Source organism: Proteus columbae, from assembly GCF_009914335.1.
Classification (GTDB): domain Bacteria; phylum Pseudomonadota; class Gammaproteobacteria; order Enterobacterales; family Enterobacteriaceae; genus Proteus.
In genome coordinates this window covers 72,362-87,072 of sequence record NZ_CP043925.1, presented here as the reverse complement: position 1 = coordinate 87,072, position 14,711 = coordinate 72,362, and the positions used below count along the sequence as shown (strand labels likewise).

Below are 14,711 nucleotides of genomic sequence, written 5' to 3'. Positions count from 1 at the left end.
GACACTTCCCGTCTCATTTTTATTGATTAAACCAGGGGCTGACTCATGACTACAATCGTAAGTGTTCGCCGTAAGGGCCAAGTTGTAATCGGTGGTGATGGACAGGCGACGATGGGTAATACCGTCATGAAAGGCAATGTTCGCAAAGTACGCCGTCTTTATAACGACAAAGTCATTGCGGGATTTGCTGGCGGCACTGCTGATGCTTTTACTCTTTTTGAACTGTTTGAGCGCAAATTAGAACTTCACCAAGGGCATTTAACTAAAGCTGCGGTAGAACTTGCTAAAGATTGGCGCACAGACAGAATGCTACGCAAATTAGAAGCGTTGCTTGCTGTTGCAGATGAAAATACATCTCTTATCATCACAGGTAATGGTGATGTGGTTCAACCAGAAAACGATTTAATTGCTATCGGTTCCGGTGGCCCTTATGCACAAGCAGCGGCTAGAGCTATGCTAGAAAATACTGAACTTTCTGCACGAGAAATTGCTGAAAAAGCACTTAGCATCGCTGGAGATATCTGTATTTACACTAACCATAATGTCAACTTTGAAGAACTCTCTTCAAAAGAGTAAGGATTAGAGAGCATGTCTGAAATGACTCCTCGCGAAATTGCCAGTGAACTTGATAGATTTATTATTGGTCAAGATAAAGCGAAACGTGCTGTGGCGATTGCCCTACGTAACCGCTGGCGTCGTATGCAGCTTGATGAAGCGCTACGCCATGAAGTCACACCTAAAAATATTCTGATGATTGGACCTACCGGTGTAGGTAAAACTGAAATTGCACGCCGTTTAGCAAAATTGGCAAATGCACCTTTCATCAAAGTCGAAGCAACTAAATTCACCGAAGTGGGTTATGTGGGTAAAGAAGTCGATTCTATTATCCGTGACTTAACCGACTCTGCGGTAAAAATGGTACGTAGCCAAGCAATTGAAAAAAATCGCTTCCGCGCTGAGGAAATGGCTGAAGAACGTATCCTTGATGTACTTATTCCACCAGCAAAAAATAACTGGGGCGTAACAGAACAAGCATCAGAACCTTCAGCTGCACGTCAATCTTTCCGTAAAAAATTACGTGAAGGTCAATTAGACGATAAAGAGATTGAAATTGAGTTATCTGCAACACCAATGGGTGTTGAAATTATGGCTCCTCCAGGAATGGAAGAGATGACGAACCAATTACAATCTATGTTCCAAAATTTGGCAGGGCAAAAGCAAAAAGCGCGCAAGATGAAAATCAAAGATGCGTTTAAGCTTATTGTTGAAGAAGAAGCTGCTAAATTAGTTAACCCTGAAGAGCTTAAACAACAAGCTATTGATGCGGTAGAACAACACGGTATCGTCTTTATTGATGAAGTAGATAAAATCTGTAAACGTGGTGGACAAAGTTCTGGCCCTGACGTTTCTCGTGAAGGTGTACAGCGTGACCTCTTACCACTGGTTGAAGGTTGTACAGTTTCAACAAAACACGGTATGGTAAAAACAGACCATATTCTGTTTATTGCATCAGGCGCTTTCCAAGTTTCAAGTCCTTCTGATTTAATTCCTGAATTACAAGGACGTCTGCCAATTCGCGTTGAACTTCAAGCGCTGACAGCAGAAGATTTTGAGCGTATTCTAACTGAACCTAATGCATCGTTAACAAAACAGTATGAAGCATTAATGGCAACCGAAGGTGTGTCTATTAGCTTCACCGAAGACGGTATTCGCAAAATTGCTGAATCAGCATGGCGCGTAAACGAAACCACTGAAAATATCGGTGCTCGTCGTTTGCATACTGTTTTAGAGCGTTTGATGGAAGAAATTTCCTACGATGCAAGTGAACGTCAAGGTCAATCAGTATTGATTGATGCAGAATATGTGAAACAGCATCTGGATGAGCTTGTCGCAGATGAAGATCTGAGTCGATTTATTTTATAATCAACTTGTGCGATCCTTATCAGCAATATTTACGTGGGAGGCTTGCCTCCCATTCTTATTTTTATAATAACAACGAACATGAGTATCGAATTTCAGCATGAGCTCTCTAAATTCCACTAGCCGGACCCAAGCCTGGCTTGAAAGTTTACGACCCAAAACTCTACCTTTAGGGTTAATTGCCATTGTGACTGGTTCCGCATTAGCGTATTGGATGGGTCATTTTGAGCTACCTATTGCACTGCTTGCTATATTGACAGCAGGAACGTTACAGATCTTATCAAACCTTGCCAATGACTATGGTGATGCCGTAAAAGGAACAGATACTGAAGAGCGTTTAGGGCCACTTCGTGGAATGCAAAAAGGCATAATAACAGCGGCTCAAATGAAAAAAGCGCTGATCCTAAATGTTATTATTTCCTGTATCTGCGGTATTGCACTGATTATTGTCGCCTGTAAAAAGCCAGAAGACGCTATTGGCTTCTTAGTGATGGGTTTACTCGCTATTGTTGCTGCGATTACTTATACCGTGGGTAAGCGCCCTTATGGTTATATGGGGCTGGGTGATATCTCTGTTTTAATTTTCTTTGGCTGGTTAAGTGTCATCGGAACTTATTACTTACAATCCAACACTTTTGATATTGTTACCCTACTTCCTGCCACAGCCTGTGGTTTACTTTCTGTCGCTGTTCTAAACATTAATAATATGCGCGATTTAGAAAGTGATATTCAGGCAGGTAAACATACATTAGCTGTTCGCTTAGGTCCTGCTGGCTCACGAACTTACCATACGTGTGTTATTTTTCTCTCTATTGCCTGCTTAATTATCTTCACTCTACTTTATATGCATCGCTGGACCGCGTGGTTATTTTTACTCGCCACCCCTATGCTTTTACTGCATATCAAACGTGTGAATGCCGATCATTCAGGTGAGGCGATGCGTCCACTACTCGAACATATGGTAAAAGCAGCACTGTTAACTAACGTTCTTTTCTCTTTAGGTTTAGTTTTAGAATAATTTCACTCGATTGTTGATTTGACTCACTGAATTTTCAGTGAGTCTTTTGCCAACCGCCCCTGTTAAGGGATATACTGGATTTTCCTGTGGCAACCTGACGTAATCTCCTATGAAATATGATACTTCTGAACTCTGTGATATCTATCAAGAAGATATCAATGTCGTAGAACCGCTTTTCTCAAACTTTGGTGGTCAAAGTGCCTTTAACGGGCAAATCATCACCGTTAAATGTTTTGAAGATAATGGCCTGCTTTATGACTTACTCGAAGAAAATGGCAAGGGTCGTATTCTTTTGGTCGATGGCGGTGGCTCTGTACGTAAAGCCTTAGTTGATGCTGAACTAGCGCGACTTGCTGTTTCTAATGAATGGGAAGGTATTGTCGTTTACGGCGCCGTACGCCAAGTTGATGCATTATCAGAGCTTGATTTAGGTATTCAAGCAATGGCTGCTATTCCTGCGGGTTGCCAAAGTGAAGGCATTGGTGAAAGTGATATCCGTGTTAACTTCGGTGGTGTTACTTTCTTCTCTGGCGATTATCTTTATGCTGATAACACAGGGATCATTTTATCTGAAGAGCCATTAGGCTTAGATGAAGATTTGATTGAAGAGTAATTGTTACTTTTACCTGCGTTCTTACGATTTCAATACTCAAAAGCCACCTAACGGTGGCTTTTGTTTTTTTAGACTTTAAGCAAATAAAGACAATTATTGCACATCTTCCATTTTGCCTAACAGCGCGCGTAAACGCTCCTGCCAAGTTGATTGCTCTTGTTTCAGTTCTTCATTTTCACGAACAAGGGCTTCGCGTGATCCTGCTGCTTCTTGAACTTCTTGGCTTAGCGCGTTATTTTTTTCTTTTAACTCTTCGATTTCCATCTGTAATAACGTGATGGTATCAATGGCTTGTTGTACTTTTGATTCTAACTTCTCGAAAACTTCAAATGACATACTGTAATCCCCCATATAATCGATACTTCCGATTGTAAGTAGCCTATCAACAACTGTCTAGCATCTTCCGAGGAATTACATTCTTTTTTCAATTTATCAAAAATACTGGTCAGATCACATTACAAATGTCGAACAAGTCACTAATTAAGAGCGTTTTCACTCATTTTCTTGATGAGACACACAAATTTCAATTTCGCTTATTCTCGTTTACGCTCATTAACGATAAATTCACAGTTATCTTTTCAATTCGAAAAGAATACTAACAATAAATAACCCTCTTTCAGGATAGAATATATGAGCCAGACGAAAACCTCTCTTATGGGTCAATGCATTTCTGAATTTATCGGAACTGCGTTGCTAGTCTTCTTTGGTCTTGGTTGTGTTGCTGCGGTACGTATTGCAGGCGCAGAGCTAGGACTATGGGAGATAAGTATTATCTGGGGGCTGGGTGTTGCCTTAGCCGTTTATCTTACCGCAGGCACCTCTGGTGCTCACCTGAACCCTGCTGTTACCGTTGCATTTTGGCTATTTGCTTGCTTTGAGCGCAGAAAAGTCGTTCCTTATATTATTGCACAAATGTTAGGTGGCTTCTTTGCCGCGGCTATTGTGTACTTTATGTACTACAGTGTTTTCCTCGACTACGAACAAGTTAATGGCATTGTCAGAGGCTCACAAGAAAGTCTCTTCACTGCTGGTGTATTTTCAACTTATCCTGCAGCTCAAATTTCCGTTGTACATGCCTTTTTTGTTGAAGTTATCATTGCCGTTATATTAGTTGGCTTAATTTTAGCCTTAACTGATGATGGCAACGGTGTACCTAAAGGCCCATTAGCACCTTTATTAATTGGTATCTTAATTGCCGTAATCGGTGGTGCATTTGGCCCATTAACTGGATTCGCCTTAAACCCAGCTCGTGACTTTGGTCCAAAACTGGTTGCGTACTTTGCTGGCTGGGGTGATATTGCGCTGACTGGTGGACGTGATATCCCTTATTTCTTAGTTCCAATGATTGCTCCATTTATCGGTGGTATCTTAGGTGCATTGGCTTACCGTAAATTAATTGGCCGTCACTTACCTTGCGATACCTGCAAAATTGAAGACGATAAATAAAGTTAAGAGCAATATTGTTGATTATCAGAACAGGTTACTAACATGACAACAGAAACAAATACATCGAATACCGAGAAAAAATACATTGTTGCACTGGATCAGGGTACAACCAGTTCACGCGCCGTAGTCATTGACCACGATGCCAATATCGTCAGTATTTCACAACGTGAATTCACCCAAATCTATCCTAAGCCAGGCTGGGTTGAACACGATCCAATGGAAATTTGGGCGACACAAAGTGCAACCTTAGTTGAAGTATTAGCAAAAGCAGATATTCCATCCGACCACGTTGCAGGTATTGGTATCACAAACCAACGTGAAACCACTATTGTATGGGATAAAGAAACGGGTAAACCTGTTTATAATGCAATTGTATGGCAATGCCGTCGTACTGCGGATTTCTGTACTCGCTTAAAAGATAAAGAAGGTGTTGAAGAATATATCCGTCAAAACACGGGTTTAATGGTTGACCCTTATTTCTCTGGTACAAAATTAAAATGGATCCTCGACAACGTCGAAGGTGCTCGTGAAAAAGCAGAAAAAGGCGAATTGTTATTCGGTACTGTTGATACTTGGTTAGTTTGGAAAATGACACAAGGTCGCGTTCACGTTACAGATTTCACTAACGCCTCACGCACCATGTTATTTAATATCCACTCTTTAGATTGGGATCAAAAAATCCTCGATCTGCTGGATATTCCTCGCAATATGCTACCAAAAGTTGTGCCATCTTCAGAAGTTTATGGCCAAACAAACATTGGTGGTAAAGGGGGTACACGTATTCCTATCGCGGGTATGGCGGGTGACCAACAAGCTGCACTTTATGGTCAACTTTGCGTACAAAGCGGTATGGCAAAAAATACCTATGGTACAGGTTGCTTCTTACTGATGAACACAGGTAAAGAAGCGGTTCGCTCTAATCATGGTTTGTTAACAACAATCTGTTGTGGTCCTCGCGGTGAAGTGAACTATGCCCTAGAAGGTGCGGTATTCGTTGGTGGTGCTTCCATTCAATGGCTACGTGATGAGTTAAAACTCATTGATGAAGCCACTGACTCTGAATACTTCGCAACTAAAGTTAATGATACTAATGGCGTCTATGTTGTTCCTGCATTTACAGGTTTAGGCGCACCATATTGGGATCCGTATGCCCGTGGCGCTATTTTTGGTTTAACCCGTGGCGCTAACCGTAATCACATTATTCGTGCAACCTTAGAATCTATCGCTTATCAAACACGCGATGTGCTTGATGCAATGCAAGCTGATTCAGGTGCACGTTTACAATCACTACGTGTTGATGGTGGTGCTGTTGCTAACAACTTCTTAATGCAATTCCAATCCGATATTTTAGGTACTCGTGTAGAACGCCCTGTTGTTCGTGAAAGTACCGCATTAGGTGCAGCATTCCTTGCAGGTCTTGCTATCGGTTTCTGGAATGATTTAGAAGAAGTGAAAAACAAAGCCGCTATTGATAAAGAATTCCGCCCTGGCATCGAAACCACTGAGCGTAACTATCGCTATAATGGTTGGAAAAAAGCCGTCGCTCGCGCTCAAGAGTGGGAAGATCGCGGTTAATTGCAGTAAAACAGTTTGAGAGAGAAGTAGCCTAGGCTACAAAACCAAAATGCCGAGACTTTTATCTCGGCATTTTTTATTTCAGTCACTGCATCAATTAAATAGTATGTTCTTCATGGCTAAAACGATGAGCCAAAGGAAGCCAACAAAGCATAATCGCCACTGACATAGCAAACATAATCATACCTAAACTAAATTGATTATGTTGTGGCAGTAAAGCAGAAAACCATGTTGCTACACCGGAACCTACATTTTGTAAACCACCCACCAGCGCACCTGCTGAACCCGCTAAATAAGGGAATGGCTCCATCGCCCCTGTTGTTGCTAATGGGAATAGCATACCTGCACCAAAGAAAAACAGTGCTGCGGGTACTAATAAAGTCCAAATATTAATAATATTTAGCCAACCAGGGATCCACATTAAAATCCCTGCGGATAAACAACAAAACACAGAATGCCACATCAGCTGTACAAAGGTTTTGCCTTCACGACCTGCATACCAAGCACCAAAAAATGCAGCAGGAATAGGCAAAATAAATAATATACTGATAGTGATACTATTTAATCCCAATACGCCACCCATCAATACACCGCTTGATGCCTCAAAGACGGCAATACCTGATAACGCACAAATCAGCATAATTAAAAATGCACTGAAGGTACTGTTTGAAAGCAGTAAGTAAAATGATGATAACATTTTACGCTTTTCAACTTGTACAGGACGTGTTTCAGGCATCCAACGATACATACAGAAAAGAACGCTACTTCCCAATAATAATAAGAAGATATAACACGCATGCCAGCCAAAGAAGTGAGCGACCACACCACCAATCATCGGCGCTAATAATGGGCTAACTAAAACGCCCATATTTAACAAGCTATTGGCGTAACGTAATGCAGTTCCTGTATATAAATCACGAGGTTGGGTACGTGTCATTACACCTGCAACACCAGTTCCCATCCCTTGTAAGGTACTTGCAATCACCAGTGTGGTTAAATTTTGCGAGAAAATCGCCACGAGTGTTGATAAACAAAAAATAGTCATACCGACTAAAATAACAGGACGGCGCCCTACTTTGTCGGAAATAGGTCCATAAATTAGTTGTGAAAAACCATAAGAAAAAAGATAGGCACCCATAACTTGCTGTACCGCTCCGATTGGCTCACCAAAGTAAACGGCTATATCAGCAATAACAGGAACATAAATAGTTTGAGTCATTTGACCCACAGCAACCAGTGCAATTATCAATAATAATAGATTTGCATGCTCTAACTTTCTCATTTCTTTTCTTTGCTCAAGAATTTCAGATAAATAAATTAACGGACAAGCACACACCACAGAGAATTTATAAAAATAAACTCCGCAAAATGCATGCCTTTTCAGAATGAGACTAAGTTAACAAATTTGGAGAAATTTGCGAGATAGCCAGCAATTTTTGTATGACACCTAATGTCAGAGAAAAACACCATAGCTGTCAATATAAATGTACATATTGTGTCATTGATTGACAAAATCTCAGATAAATAACATCACCACACCATCTTGATAAATAAAAAATCGCTTTCTATTTAGAATAAATAACCAACGTAAGCATGTTTATCAAAAGGAGATAATCTCTATGGCTAATTGGGTGAATGGAAAAGTTACTCAAGTTCATCACTGGACTGATGCATTAATGAGTCTTGTCATCAATGCTCCTATTGATAAGTTTACAGCTGGGCAATTTGCAAAATTAGCATTAGATATTGATGGCGAGCGAGTACAACGAGCCTACTCTTATGTGAATGCACCTAATGATCCCAATTTAGAGTTCTATCTGGTGACTGTGCCTGATGGAAAATTAAGCCCTAAATTGTGCGCGCTAAAAATAGGTGATGAAGTTCTTGTGACCGAACAAGCCAGTGGCTTTTTTGTATTAGAAGAAGTACCCACCGCGAATACACTTTGGATGCTTTCGACAGGCACCGCTATCGGCCCTTTCCTCTCTATTTTACAATTAGGTGAAGATCTCTCTCGATTTGAAAATATCGTTCTTGTCCACGCTGTTCGATATGCTAATGACTTAAGCTATTTACTTTTAATGGAAAAACTCGTTGAACGTTATCAAGGCAAATTACGCATTCAAACCGTTGTCAGCCGTGAAAATCATATTGGCTCATTAACAGGACGTATTCCTGCACTCATTGAAAGTGGCGCTTTAGAAAAAACGGTAGGTCTAACCATCAACCCAGAAGAGAGCCATATTATGTTGTGTGGTAATCCCCAAATGGTCAGAGACACTCAACAACTCTTAAAAGAGCAACGAGAAATGCGTAAGCACTTACGACGAAAACCCGGACATATCACCAGTGAGCAATATTGGTAATAAGGCAAAAATAAGGGTGAACTTATTTATTTCACCCTTATTTGTTTGATTTAATAACATCAATTAACGCCAGCGACGATAGTCCACTTGCTCAGTTTGTTTACCAAAATAGTTTTCACCGTCATTACCAATAAATACACCACAATCAAGCAACATAATCATCCCAATAAAAGAAGGAAGAAAACGTCCAATCGCCCATTGCCAAAAAGGTTCTAAACTACTGGTATCGGCTAATCCTAACATCACGGCAAGTAAGAGTAATAAGAGCCATATTCCTCTTTTATTTCTATCATGCAGTCTTTTTGTAAAAATCGCGCATAAAGGATAAAGAATAAAAAAGATGAGTATCCACGTAACAATAGCTGGTAAGGGATAAATCATATCATTAATAATAAATAAGCCTAAAAAAAGAGCAAAACAAGCCCCTAAACCAGCCCAAAAATCACGACGTCCAATTCGTCCTTTGAATGAAAATGCCCAATGTTGTAAGGTCATAAATTCTCAATAATTTACTTAATTTGTGAATTACACTGTCCATTTGGTATCAAATAATACAGACTAGCCAATAACAGCACAGATAAGCGGAGGACAGATGATAAAAGCAAACACACTTTCTACGTTATACCTGATAATCATAAGTATTGCTCTTTGTTTGCCAGCTTCTGTTTTTGCAACAGAAATGTCTGTCGCACAAAAACAGCCCACTAAAGATGATATTGCCTATCTTAAACAAGATGCACCTGTTTTTGAAATAACCATTCCAGAGCTAAGAGCTAAGTTCAATCAACAAAATCCATTGTTATCGCTTAACGAATATAAAATTATTACTAATCACGATATTGCGATCCCTCTTGTTAGAGCCGCAACGCGTATCACGCCTTATCTCTATTCATCTGCAATATTAGAGCGCGGGAGCGAAAAAATAAAAAGTTTACAACTCACGCTGATCCACTCCCCAGATTCACCTGAATTAGAAAAGATAAATCGCGAGATCACAACGCAATACATTATCACTTTGATCGCCCAATTTGACTCATCAATAACCCAAGAGCAAATTCAAGAGGCTCTCAATTTATTCGCATTTAAAAATCAAAATTCTGATTATATTAGCCATGATGTGGGTGCTATTCGCTATATTATTGCTCATGAAGATAATCAATTAACCACCTTCGCCATTGAACCGATTAAGCTTTCTTTAAACAGCAAGATCGTTTCAGCTATTCCGTGATAAAAAACAAAGCTATTCTATTCATTGTTCTCTATACTGTTGTGCATCAACAGAATTCGTGTTTATTAGCAAACTAAATTTAAACCACTCGGTTGGAGGAAAAGTTATGCGCCATCCATTAGTCATGGGTAACTGGAAACTCAACGGCAGCATTCATATGGTTCATGAATTAATTGCTGCATTACGTAAAGAAGTTAGCGGTGTTGCGGGTTGTGATGTTGCTATCGCACCACCAGCAGTTTATCTATGCCAAGCACGCCATGAAATTGGTGGAAGCCGTATTGCATTAGGTGCTCAAGATACAGGTGTTAACTTATCAGGTGCTTTCACTGGTGAAACTTCAGCAGAAATGCTGAAAAACGTTGATGTTAAATACGTTATCATTGGTCACTCTGAGCGTCGTACTTATCATAAAGAATCTGACGAGTTTATCGCTCAAAAATTCGGCGTGTTAAAAGAGTTAGGTTTAACACCAGTATTATGTATTGGTGAAACTGAAGCTGAAAACGAAGCTGGCAAAACTCAAGAAGTATGCGCTCGCCAAATCGATGCTGTGTTAAATGCACACGGCGCAGCAGCATTTAAAGACGCGGTTATCGCTTATGAGCCAATATGGGCTATCGGTACAGGTAAATCTGCAACTCCAGCACAAGCTCAAGCTGTTCATAAATTTATTCGTGATCATATTGCGAAGAAAGATGCCGCTATCGCTGAACAAGTGATCATTCAATACGGTGGCTCTGTTAACGATAAAAATGCAGCAGAACTGTTTGGTCAACCAGACATCGATGGCGCATTAGTTGGTGGCGCTTCACTGAAAGCGGACGCATTTGCCGTTATCGTTAAAGCAGCAGCACAAGCTAAAGCGAAAAAATAATTTTTATCTTTCTGGCCTATGCCATTAATCGATAAAAATAGAGAAAATCACCTTACTGAAGATAAAGCAGAAGGTGATTTTTTTGTTTCTAGTCGTGCGATCAGCGACGACTTATTTCATCAAACACACCGCCTGTCGCAAAATGTGTTTTCTGTGCAGATTGCCAATCGCCAAAAACATTATTAAGTGTAAATAACTCTAGTTTTGGAAAACTGCTTTGGTATTTTTCCGCTATCGCTTTATCTCTAGGGCGATAATAGTTTTTCGCAGCGATTTCTTGTCCTTGTGGTGAATAAAGATAGTCTAAGTAAGCGGTAGCGATTTCTCGTGTGCCTCGCTTATCAACCACTTTATCAACGACTGAAACGGTTGGCTCTGCAAGAATAGAAACTGATGGAGTAACAATTTCAAATTTATCAGCCCCTAATTCATTAATCGCTAATAAAGCTTCGTTTTCCCATGCAATCAATACATCACCAATGCCCCGTTCAACAAAGGTATTTGTGGCTCCTCTTGCACCTGAATCTAACACCTCAACTTGCTGATAAAGTGCTTTGACGAAGGCTTTGGCTTTTTCACTGTCTTGATGATTGGCTTTTAATCCATATCCCCACGCTGCAAGATAATTCCATCTCGCACCGCCTGAGGTTTTTGGATTAGGGGTAATAATTGAAATACCTGGTTTGATTAATGAATCCCAATCGACTATTTGTTTAGGGTTTCCTTTTCTGACCAGAAAAACGATTGTTGACGTGTAAGGGGCAGAATTATCAGGAAGTCGTTTTAGCCACTGTTTATCAATACTCCCTCTTTGAGCAATTGCATCTATGTCATAAGCCAGTGCTAAGGTAACAACATCCGCTTCAATACCATTTATTACCGATGTTGCTTGCTTTCCTGAGCCACCATGTGATTGACGAATAGTCACTTTATCTCCCGTCTTCTGCTCCCAATACTGGCTAAATGCTTGATTATACTGCTGATAAAGTTCTCTCGTTGGATCATAAGAGACATTCAATAATTGAATATCTTTAGCCCATAAAATATTGGAAAAAAGTAATGCCATTAAAGCGGTTGATAACACACCCCATTGTTTAAACATATCTATCCCCCTATCGTTAAGTATTTAATTAGGCTGACAGAAAGTTTTATAACGATGAAATAACAAAAAGCCGATGGATATACACAACAGGAATATATCTATCAATATAAAGGGGATCAGAAGAAATAAAAGAGGATAGAGATCGCTAAATGAAATGTTTTCACTCGAGAAACTACTCTGACACAAAAAAGTATCAGAGCAGTTCACGAATAAGGATAGAACTCAGAAAGGCTTTGGTATTACGGTGAGGCTATTGCTTAGTACAATTTTTTCGCGGTTTCATACCAATCAGCCTTAAAGACACGTTTCATATTCATAACCGCATCAATAATATCATGGTGAACCAGTTTTTCGTTTTGAATACCGACACAACGACCGCCATAGCCTTCTAATAGCAGTTGTACAGAGTAAGCACCCATGCGAGAAGCAAGAATACGGTCGTAAGCAACTGGAGAACCACCACGTTGGATATGACCTAATACCGTTGCACGCGTTTCATGTTTAGTTTCAGCTTCAATAAAACGCGCTAATTCATGCACATCACAAACGTGTTCAGTGATTGCAACGATGGCGTGACGTTTACCACGTTCAATACCCGCTTTGATTTCTGCCAGTAACTCATCACGATTAAAAGGTAATTCAGATTCAGGCAGAACAACAAATTCACAGCCCCCTGCGATTGCCGCAGACAGTGTTAAGTCGCCACAGTAACGTCCCATCACTTCTACGATAGAGATACGTTTGTGAGAAGTTGAAGTATCACGTAAGCGGTCAATGGCTTCAACAGCCGTTTCTAATGCAGTGAAATAACCAATAGTGTAGTCAGTACCAGCAACATCATTATCGATTGTGCCTGGTAAACCGATACATGGAAAACCTGCTTCCGTTAATTTTTTTGCACCTAAATAAGAACCATCACCACCAATAACAACTAAGGCATCAAGCTCATTTTGTTTCATGTTTTCGATAGCAACAGCACGTACATTGTCTTCACGGAACTCAGGGAAACGAGCAGAACCAAGGAATGTACCACCACGGTTGATCATGTCTGACACGCTAAAACGGTCGAGTTTTTTCATGCGATTTTCGTATAGCCCCATGTAGCCATCCATAATCCCATAAACCTCTAAACCTTCACTTAGTGCGGCACGGACAACACCACGGATCGCGGCATTCATACCTGGTGCATCACCACCACTTGTTAAAACCCCAATTCTTTTGATCCCATTGACCATGATTACCTCTGATTCTTATTCGATGTAATTATTGCAAAATTGTTGGAATAACTTTTTATTTCAATACCGGCTTATCTGGTGTAATTTTCCGATATCGTAAATGCTGAATTGATTCAACAATACCATTGTACGCATATTTTTTACCAGTTCATCATTATCGTACATTTTTTTTCATAAACTTGATGCGCATTAAACTAATCAGGTAGCCTGTATAAATATTATACTAGTCTATCTCAAACGCATTTCGCCAATAAGTTAACACTTTTTATACAGACACTTTACTGCCTTTTTGCATTCATCTCAAAAAAACGCTATTTACGCTAAAAAATAGCATCGGCATATTTTGATAAATATTCAGTTTTCTCTGGTGTGATGCTCTATCTACCGTTTATCTCTCTATTTTGTGATGTCATCCTTTCAAAGAAAAAGATGATCTAGGGTACATTTGTGACCAGCAACAAAGTTCTCTGGTTGATTTACCGCTTTTCAATCTAGACTGATACAGTGGAACTCACACTTAATAGGAGGTTTTATGTTTGATTTAACGGGTAAAATCGCTTTGGTTTCAGGTGGTGCAAAAGGCATTGGTAAAGGTATCGTTATCGCCCTAAAAAATAGTGGTGCGAAAGTGATTATTGCCGATATTGATGATGTTGCAGGCAATAAAACAAAGCAAGAATTGGATGTTGAGTTTATGCACCTTGATGTCACTCATCAATCTGCCTGCGAAAAAGTGGTTGATGATGTCGTGAAAGAGTACGGTAAACTCGATATTCTTTGTTCCAATACCGGTATTTTCCCTCAAGCCACTATTAAAGAGATGACGGAAGCCGATTGGGATAAAATGCATACCGTTAACCTCAAGGGGATGTTTTTCTTAGTAAAAGCAGCCCTTCGCGTAATGGAAAAACAAAAACAAGGTCGTGTAATTATCACTTCTTCTATTACAGGCGCTATTACGGGTTATCCGGGTTGGAGCCACTATGGTGCAAGTAAAGCAGGACAATTGGGTTTTATGCGTAGCGCAGCACTAGAATATGCACGTCATGGTATTACCATCAATGCTGTGATGCCAGGAAATATCCTCACCGAAGGCTTACAGGCGCAAGGTGAAGCCTATTTAAATCAGATGAAAGCGTCTATCCCAACACATACTTTAGGTGAACCAGAAGATATCGGCTATGCCGCCGCATTCTTTGCGTCGAATGAAGCCAAGTATATTACAGGTCAAACAATTATCGTGGATGGCGGGCAGATTTTACCTGAATCTCCAGAGGCGTTGTTGTAGCTTATATAGTATAGAGATATTATTTTTATGATATCTCTATACT

15 protein-coding genes are annotated in these 14,711 nt (G+C 40.1%); 10 read left to right on the top strand and 5 right to left on the bottom strand.

Annotation, left to right across the window (positions count from 1 at the left end; all coding sequences use genetic code 11):
• The first annotated feature begins 45 nt into the window (after positions 1 to 45).
• The 4 genes from hslV (at position 46) to rraA (ending at position 3,551) form a co-directional block, all read left to right on the top strand.
• A complete protein-coding gene (gene hslV, locus F1325_RS00400) occupies positions 46 to 576 on the top strand; it encodes an ATP-dependent protease subunit HslV (protein ID WP_006534149.1) in 531 nt (176 codons plus the stop codon).
• A gap of 12 nt (positions 577 to 588) precedes the next feature.
• The gene (gene hslU, locus F1325_RS00395) at positions 589 to 1,923 is read left to right on the top strand and encodes an HslU--HslV peptidase ATPase subunit (protein WP_099073971.1); all 1,335 of its coding nucleotides are present in this window, start codon (positions 589 to 591) and stop codon (positions 1,921 to 1,923) included.
• Between the two features lie 97 nt (positions 1,924 to 2,020).
• Positions 2,021 to 2,938, top strand: coding sequence for a 1,4-dihydroxy-2-naphthoate polyprenyltransferase (locus F1325_RS00390; RefSeq protein WP_109373415.1), 918 nt, complete (start codon positions 2,021 to 2,023; stop codon positions 2,936 to 2,938).
• Between the two features lie 109 nt (positions 2,939 to 3,047).
• Positions 3,048 to 3,551: a ribonuclease E activity regulator RraA gene (rraA, locus tag F1325_RS00385; RefSeq protein ID WP_100157725.1), complete on the top strand. Its 504-nt coding sequence runs from the start codon at positions 3,048 to 3,050 to the stop codon at positions 3,549 to 3,551.
• A gap of 93 nt (positions 3,552 to 3,644) precedes the next feature.
• On the opposite strand, the gene zapB is transcribed toward rraA, so the two are convergent.
• On the bottom strand, positions 3,645 to 3,887 hold the full coding sequence (zapB, locus tag F1325_RS00380) for a septal ring assembly protein ZapB (RefSeq protein WP_109373414.1): 243 nt from the start codon (positions 3,885 to 3,887) through the stop codon (positions 3,645 to 3,647).
• A gap of 294 nt (positions 3,888 to 4,181) precedes the next feature.
• Between zapB and F1325_RS00375 the strand changes: the two genes are divergently transcribed.
• Both F1325_RS00375 and glpK read left to right on the top strand, forming a co-directional pair.
• On the top strand, positions 4,182 to 4,997 hold the full coding sequence (locus F1325_RS00375) for an MIP/aquaporin family protein (RefSeq protein ID WP_109373413.1): 816 nt from the start codon (positions 4,182 to 4,184) through the stop codon (positions 4,995 to 4,997).
• Positions 4,998 to 5,039: 42 nt separating this feature from the next.
• The gene (glpK, locus tag F1325_RS00370) at positions 5,040 to 6,572 is read left to right on the top strand and encodes a glycerol kinase GlpK (RefSeq protein WP_088494086.1); all 1,533 of its coding nucleotides are present in this window, start codon (positions 5,040 to 5,042) and stop codon (positions 6,570 to 6,572) included.
• Positions 6,573 to 6,669: 97 nt separating this feature from the next.
• Here the strand turns inward: glpK and emrD are convergent, their stop codons facing one another.
• Complete coding sequence (emrD, locus tag F1325_RS00365) at positions 6,670 to 7,854, bottom strand: multidrug efflux MFS transporter EmrD (protein WP_160229870.1); 1,185 nt, start codon at positions 7,852 to 7,854, stop codon at positions 6,670 to 6,672.
• 337 nt (positions 7,855 to 8,191) lie between these two features.
• On the opposite strand from emrD, the gene fpr reads away from it, so the two are divergent.
• The gene (gene fpr / locus F1325_RS00360) at positions 8,192 to 8,938 is read left to right on the top strand and encodes a ferredoxin--NADP(+) reductase (protein ID WP_160229869.1); all 747 of its coding nucleotides are present in this window, start codon (positions 8,192 to 8,194) and stop codon (positions 8,936 to 8,938) included.
• 63 nt (positions 8,939 to 9,001) lie between these two features.
• Here fpr and F1325_RS00355 read toward each other — a convergent pair whose 3' ends face one another.
• A complete protein-coding gene (locus F1325_RS00355; RefSeq protein WP_160229868.1) occupies positions 9,002 to 9,433 on the bottom strand; it encodes a DUF805 domain-containing protein in 432 nt (143 codons plus the stop codon).
• Positions 9,434 to 9,530: 97 nt separating this feature from the next.
• Between F1325_RS00355 and F1325_RS00350 the strand changes: the two genes are divergently transcribed.
• Both F1325_RS00350 and tpiA read left to right on the top strand, forming a co-directional pair.
• On the top strand, positions 9,531 to 10,166 hold the full coding sequence (locus F1325_RS00350) for a DUF1454 family protein (protein ID WP_109373410.1): 636 nt from the start codon (positions 9,531 to 9,533) through the stop codon (positions 10,164 to 10,166).
• Between the two features lie 106 nt (positions 10,167 to 10,272).
• On the top strand, positions 10,273 to 11,043 hold the full coding sequence (tpiA, locus tag F1325_RS00345; protein ID WP_069366847.1) for a triose-phosphate isomerase: 771 nt from the start codon (positions 10,273 to 10,275) through the stop codon (positions 11,041 to 11,043).
• Positions 11,044 to 11,143: 100 nt separating this feature from the next.
• On the opposite strand, the gene F1325_RS00340 is transcribed toward tpiA, so the two are convergent.
• Both F1325_RS00340 and pfkA read right to left on the bottom strand, forming a co-directional pair.
• Entirely contained in the window at positions 11,144 to 12,145 is a 1,002-nt protein-coding gene (locus tag F1325_RS00340; RefSeq protein ID WP_160229867.1) for a sulfate ABC transporter substrate-binding protein, read from the bottom strand.
• Positions 12,146 to 12,402: 257 nt separating this feature from the next.
• Positions 12,403 to 13,380, bottom strand: coding sequence for a 6-phosphofructokinase (gene pfkA, locus F1325_RS00335; protein WP_075673000.1), 978 nt, complete (start codon positions 13,378 to 13,380; stop codon positions 12,403 to 12,405).
• Between the two features lie 532 nt (positions 13,381 to 13,912).
• Between pfkA and fabG the strand changes: the two genes are divergently transcribed.
• Complete coding sequence (gene fabG / locus F1325_RS00330; RefSeq protein WP_109373408.1) at positions 13,913 to 14,668, top strand: 3-oxoacyl-ACP reductase FabG; 756 nt, start codon at positions 13,913 to 13,915, stop codon at positions 14,666 to 14,668.
• Positions 14,669 to 14,711: the final 43 nt, after the last annotated feature.

What these genes read in the sequence shown, in the direction of transcription:
- hslV (WP_006534149.1), top strand. Translation starts at nt 46, where the DNA reads ATGACTACAATCGTAAGTGTTCGCCGTAAGGGCCAAGTTGTAATCGGT.
- hslU (WP_099073971.1), top strand. Translation starts at nt 589, where the DNA reads ATGTCTGAAATGACTCCTCGCGAAATTGCCAGTGAACTTGATAGATTT.
- F1325_RS00390 (WP_109373415.1), top strand. Translation starts at nt 2,021, where the DNA reads ATGAGCTCTCTAAATTCCACTAGCCGGACCCAAGCCTGGCTTGAAAGT.
- rraA (WP_100157725.1), top strand. Translation starts at nt 3,048, where the DNA reads ATGAAATATGATACTTCTGAACTCTGTGATATCTATCAAGAAGATATC.
- zapB (WP_109373414.1), bottom strand. Translation starts at nt 3,887, where the DNA reads ATGTCATTTGAAGTTTTCGAGAAGTTAGAATCAAAAGTACAACAAGCC.
- F1325_RS00375 (WP_109373413.1), top strand. Translation starts at nt 4,182, where the DNA reads ATGAGCCAGACGAAAACCTCTCTTATGGGTCAATGCATTTCTGAATTT.
- glpK (WP_088494086.1), top strand. Translation starts at nt 5,040, where the DNA reads ATGACAACAGAAACAAATACATCGAATACCGAGAAAAAATACATTGTT.
- emrD (WP_160229870.1), bottom strand. Translation starts at nt 7,854, where the DNA reads ATGAGAAAGTTAGAGCATGCAAATCTATTATTATTGATAATTGCACTG.
- fpr (WP_160229869.1), top strand. Translation starts at nt 8,192, where the DNA reads ATGGCTAATTGGGTGAATGGAAAAGTTACTCAAGTTCATCACTGGACT.
- F1325_RS00355 (WP_160229868.1), bottom strand. Translation starts at nt 9,433, where the DNA reads ATGACCTTACAACATTGGGCATTTTCATTCAAAGGACGAATTGGACGT.
- F1325_RS00350 (WP_109373410.1), top strand. Translation starts at nt 9,531, where the DNA reads ATGATAAAAGCAAACACACTTTCTACGTTATACCTGATAATCATAAGT.
- tpiA (WP_069366847.1), top strand. Translation starts at nt 10,273, where the DNA reads ATGCGCCATCCATTAGTCATGGGTAACTGGAAACTCAACGGCAGCATT.
- F1325_RS00340 (WP_160229867.1), bottom strand. Translation starts at nt 12,145, where the DNA reads ATGTTTAAACAATGGGGTGTGTTATCAACCGCTTTAATGGCATTACTT.
- pfkA (WP_075673000.1), bottom strand. Translation starts at nt 13,380, where the DNA reads ATGGTCAATGGGATCAAAAGAATTGGGGTTTTAACAAGTGGTGGTGAT.
- fabG (WP_109373408.1), top strand. Translation starts at nt 13,913, where the DNA reads ATGTTTGATTTAACGGGTAAAATCGCTTTGGTTTCAGGTGGTGCAAAA.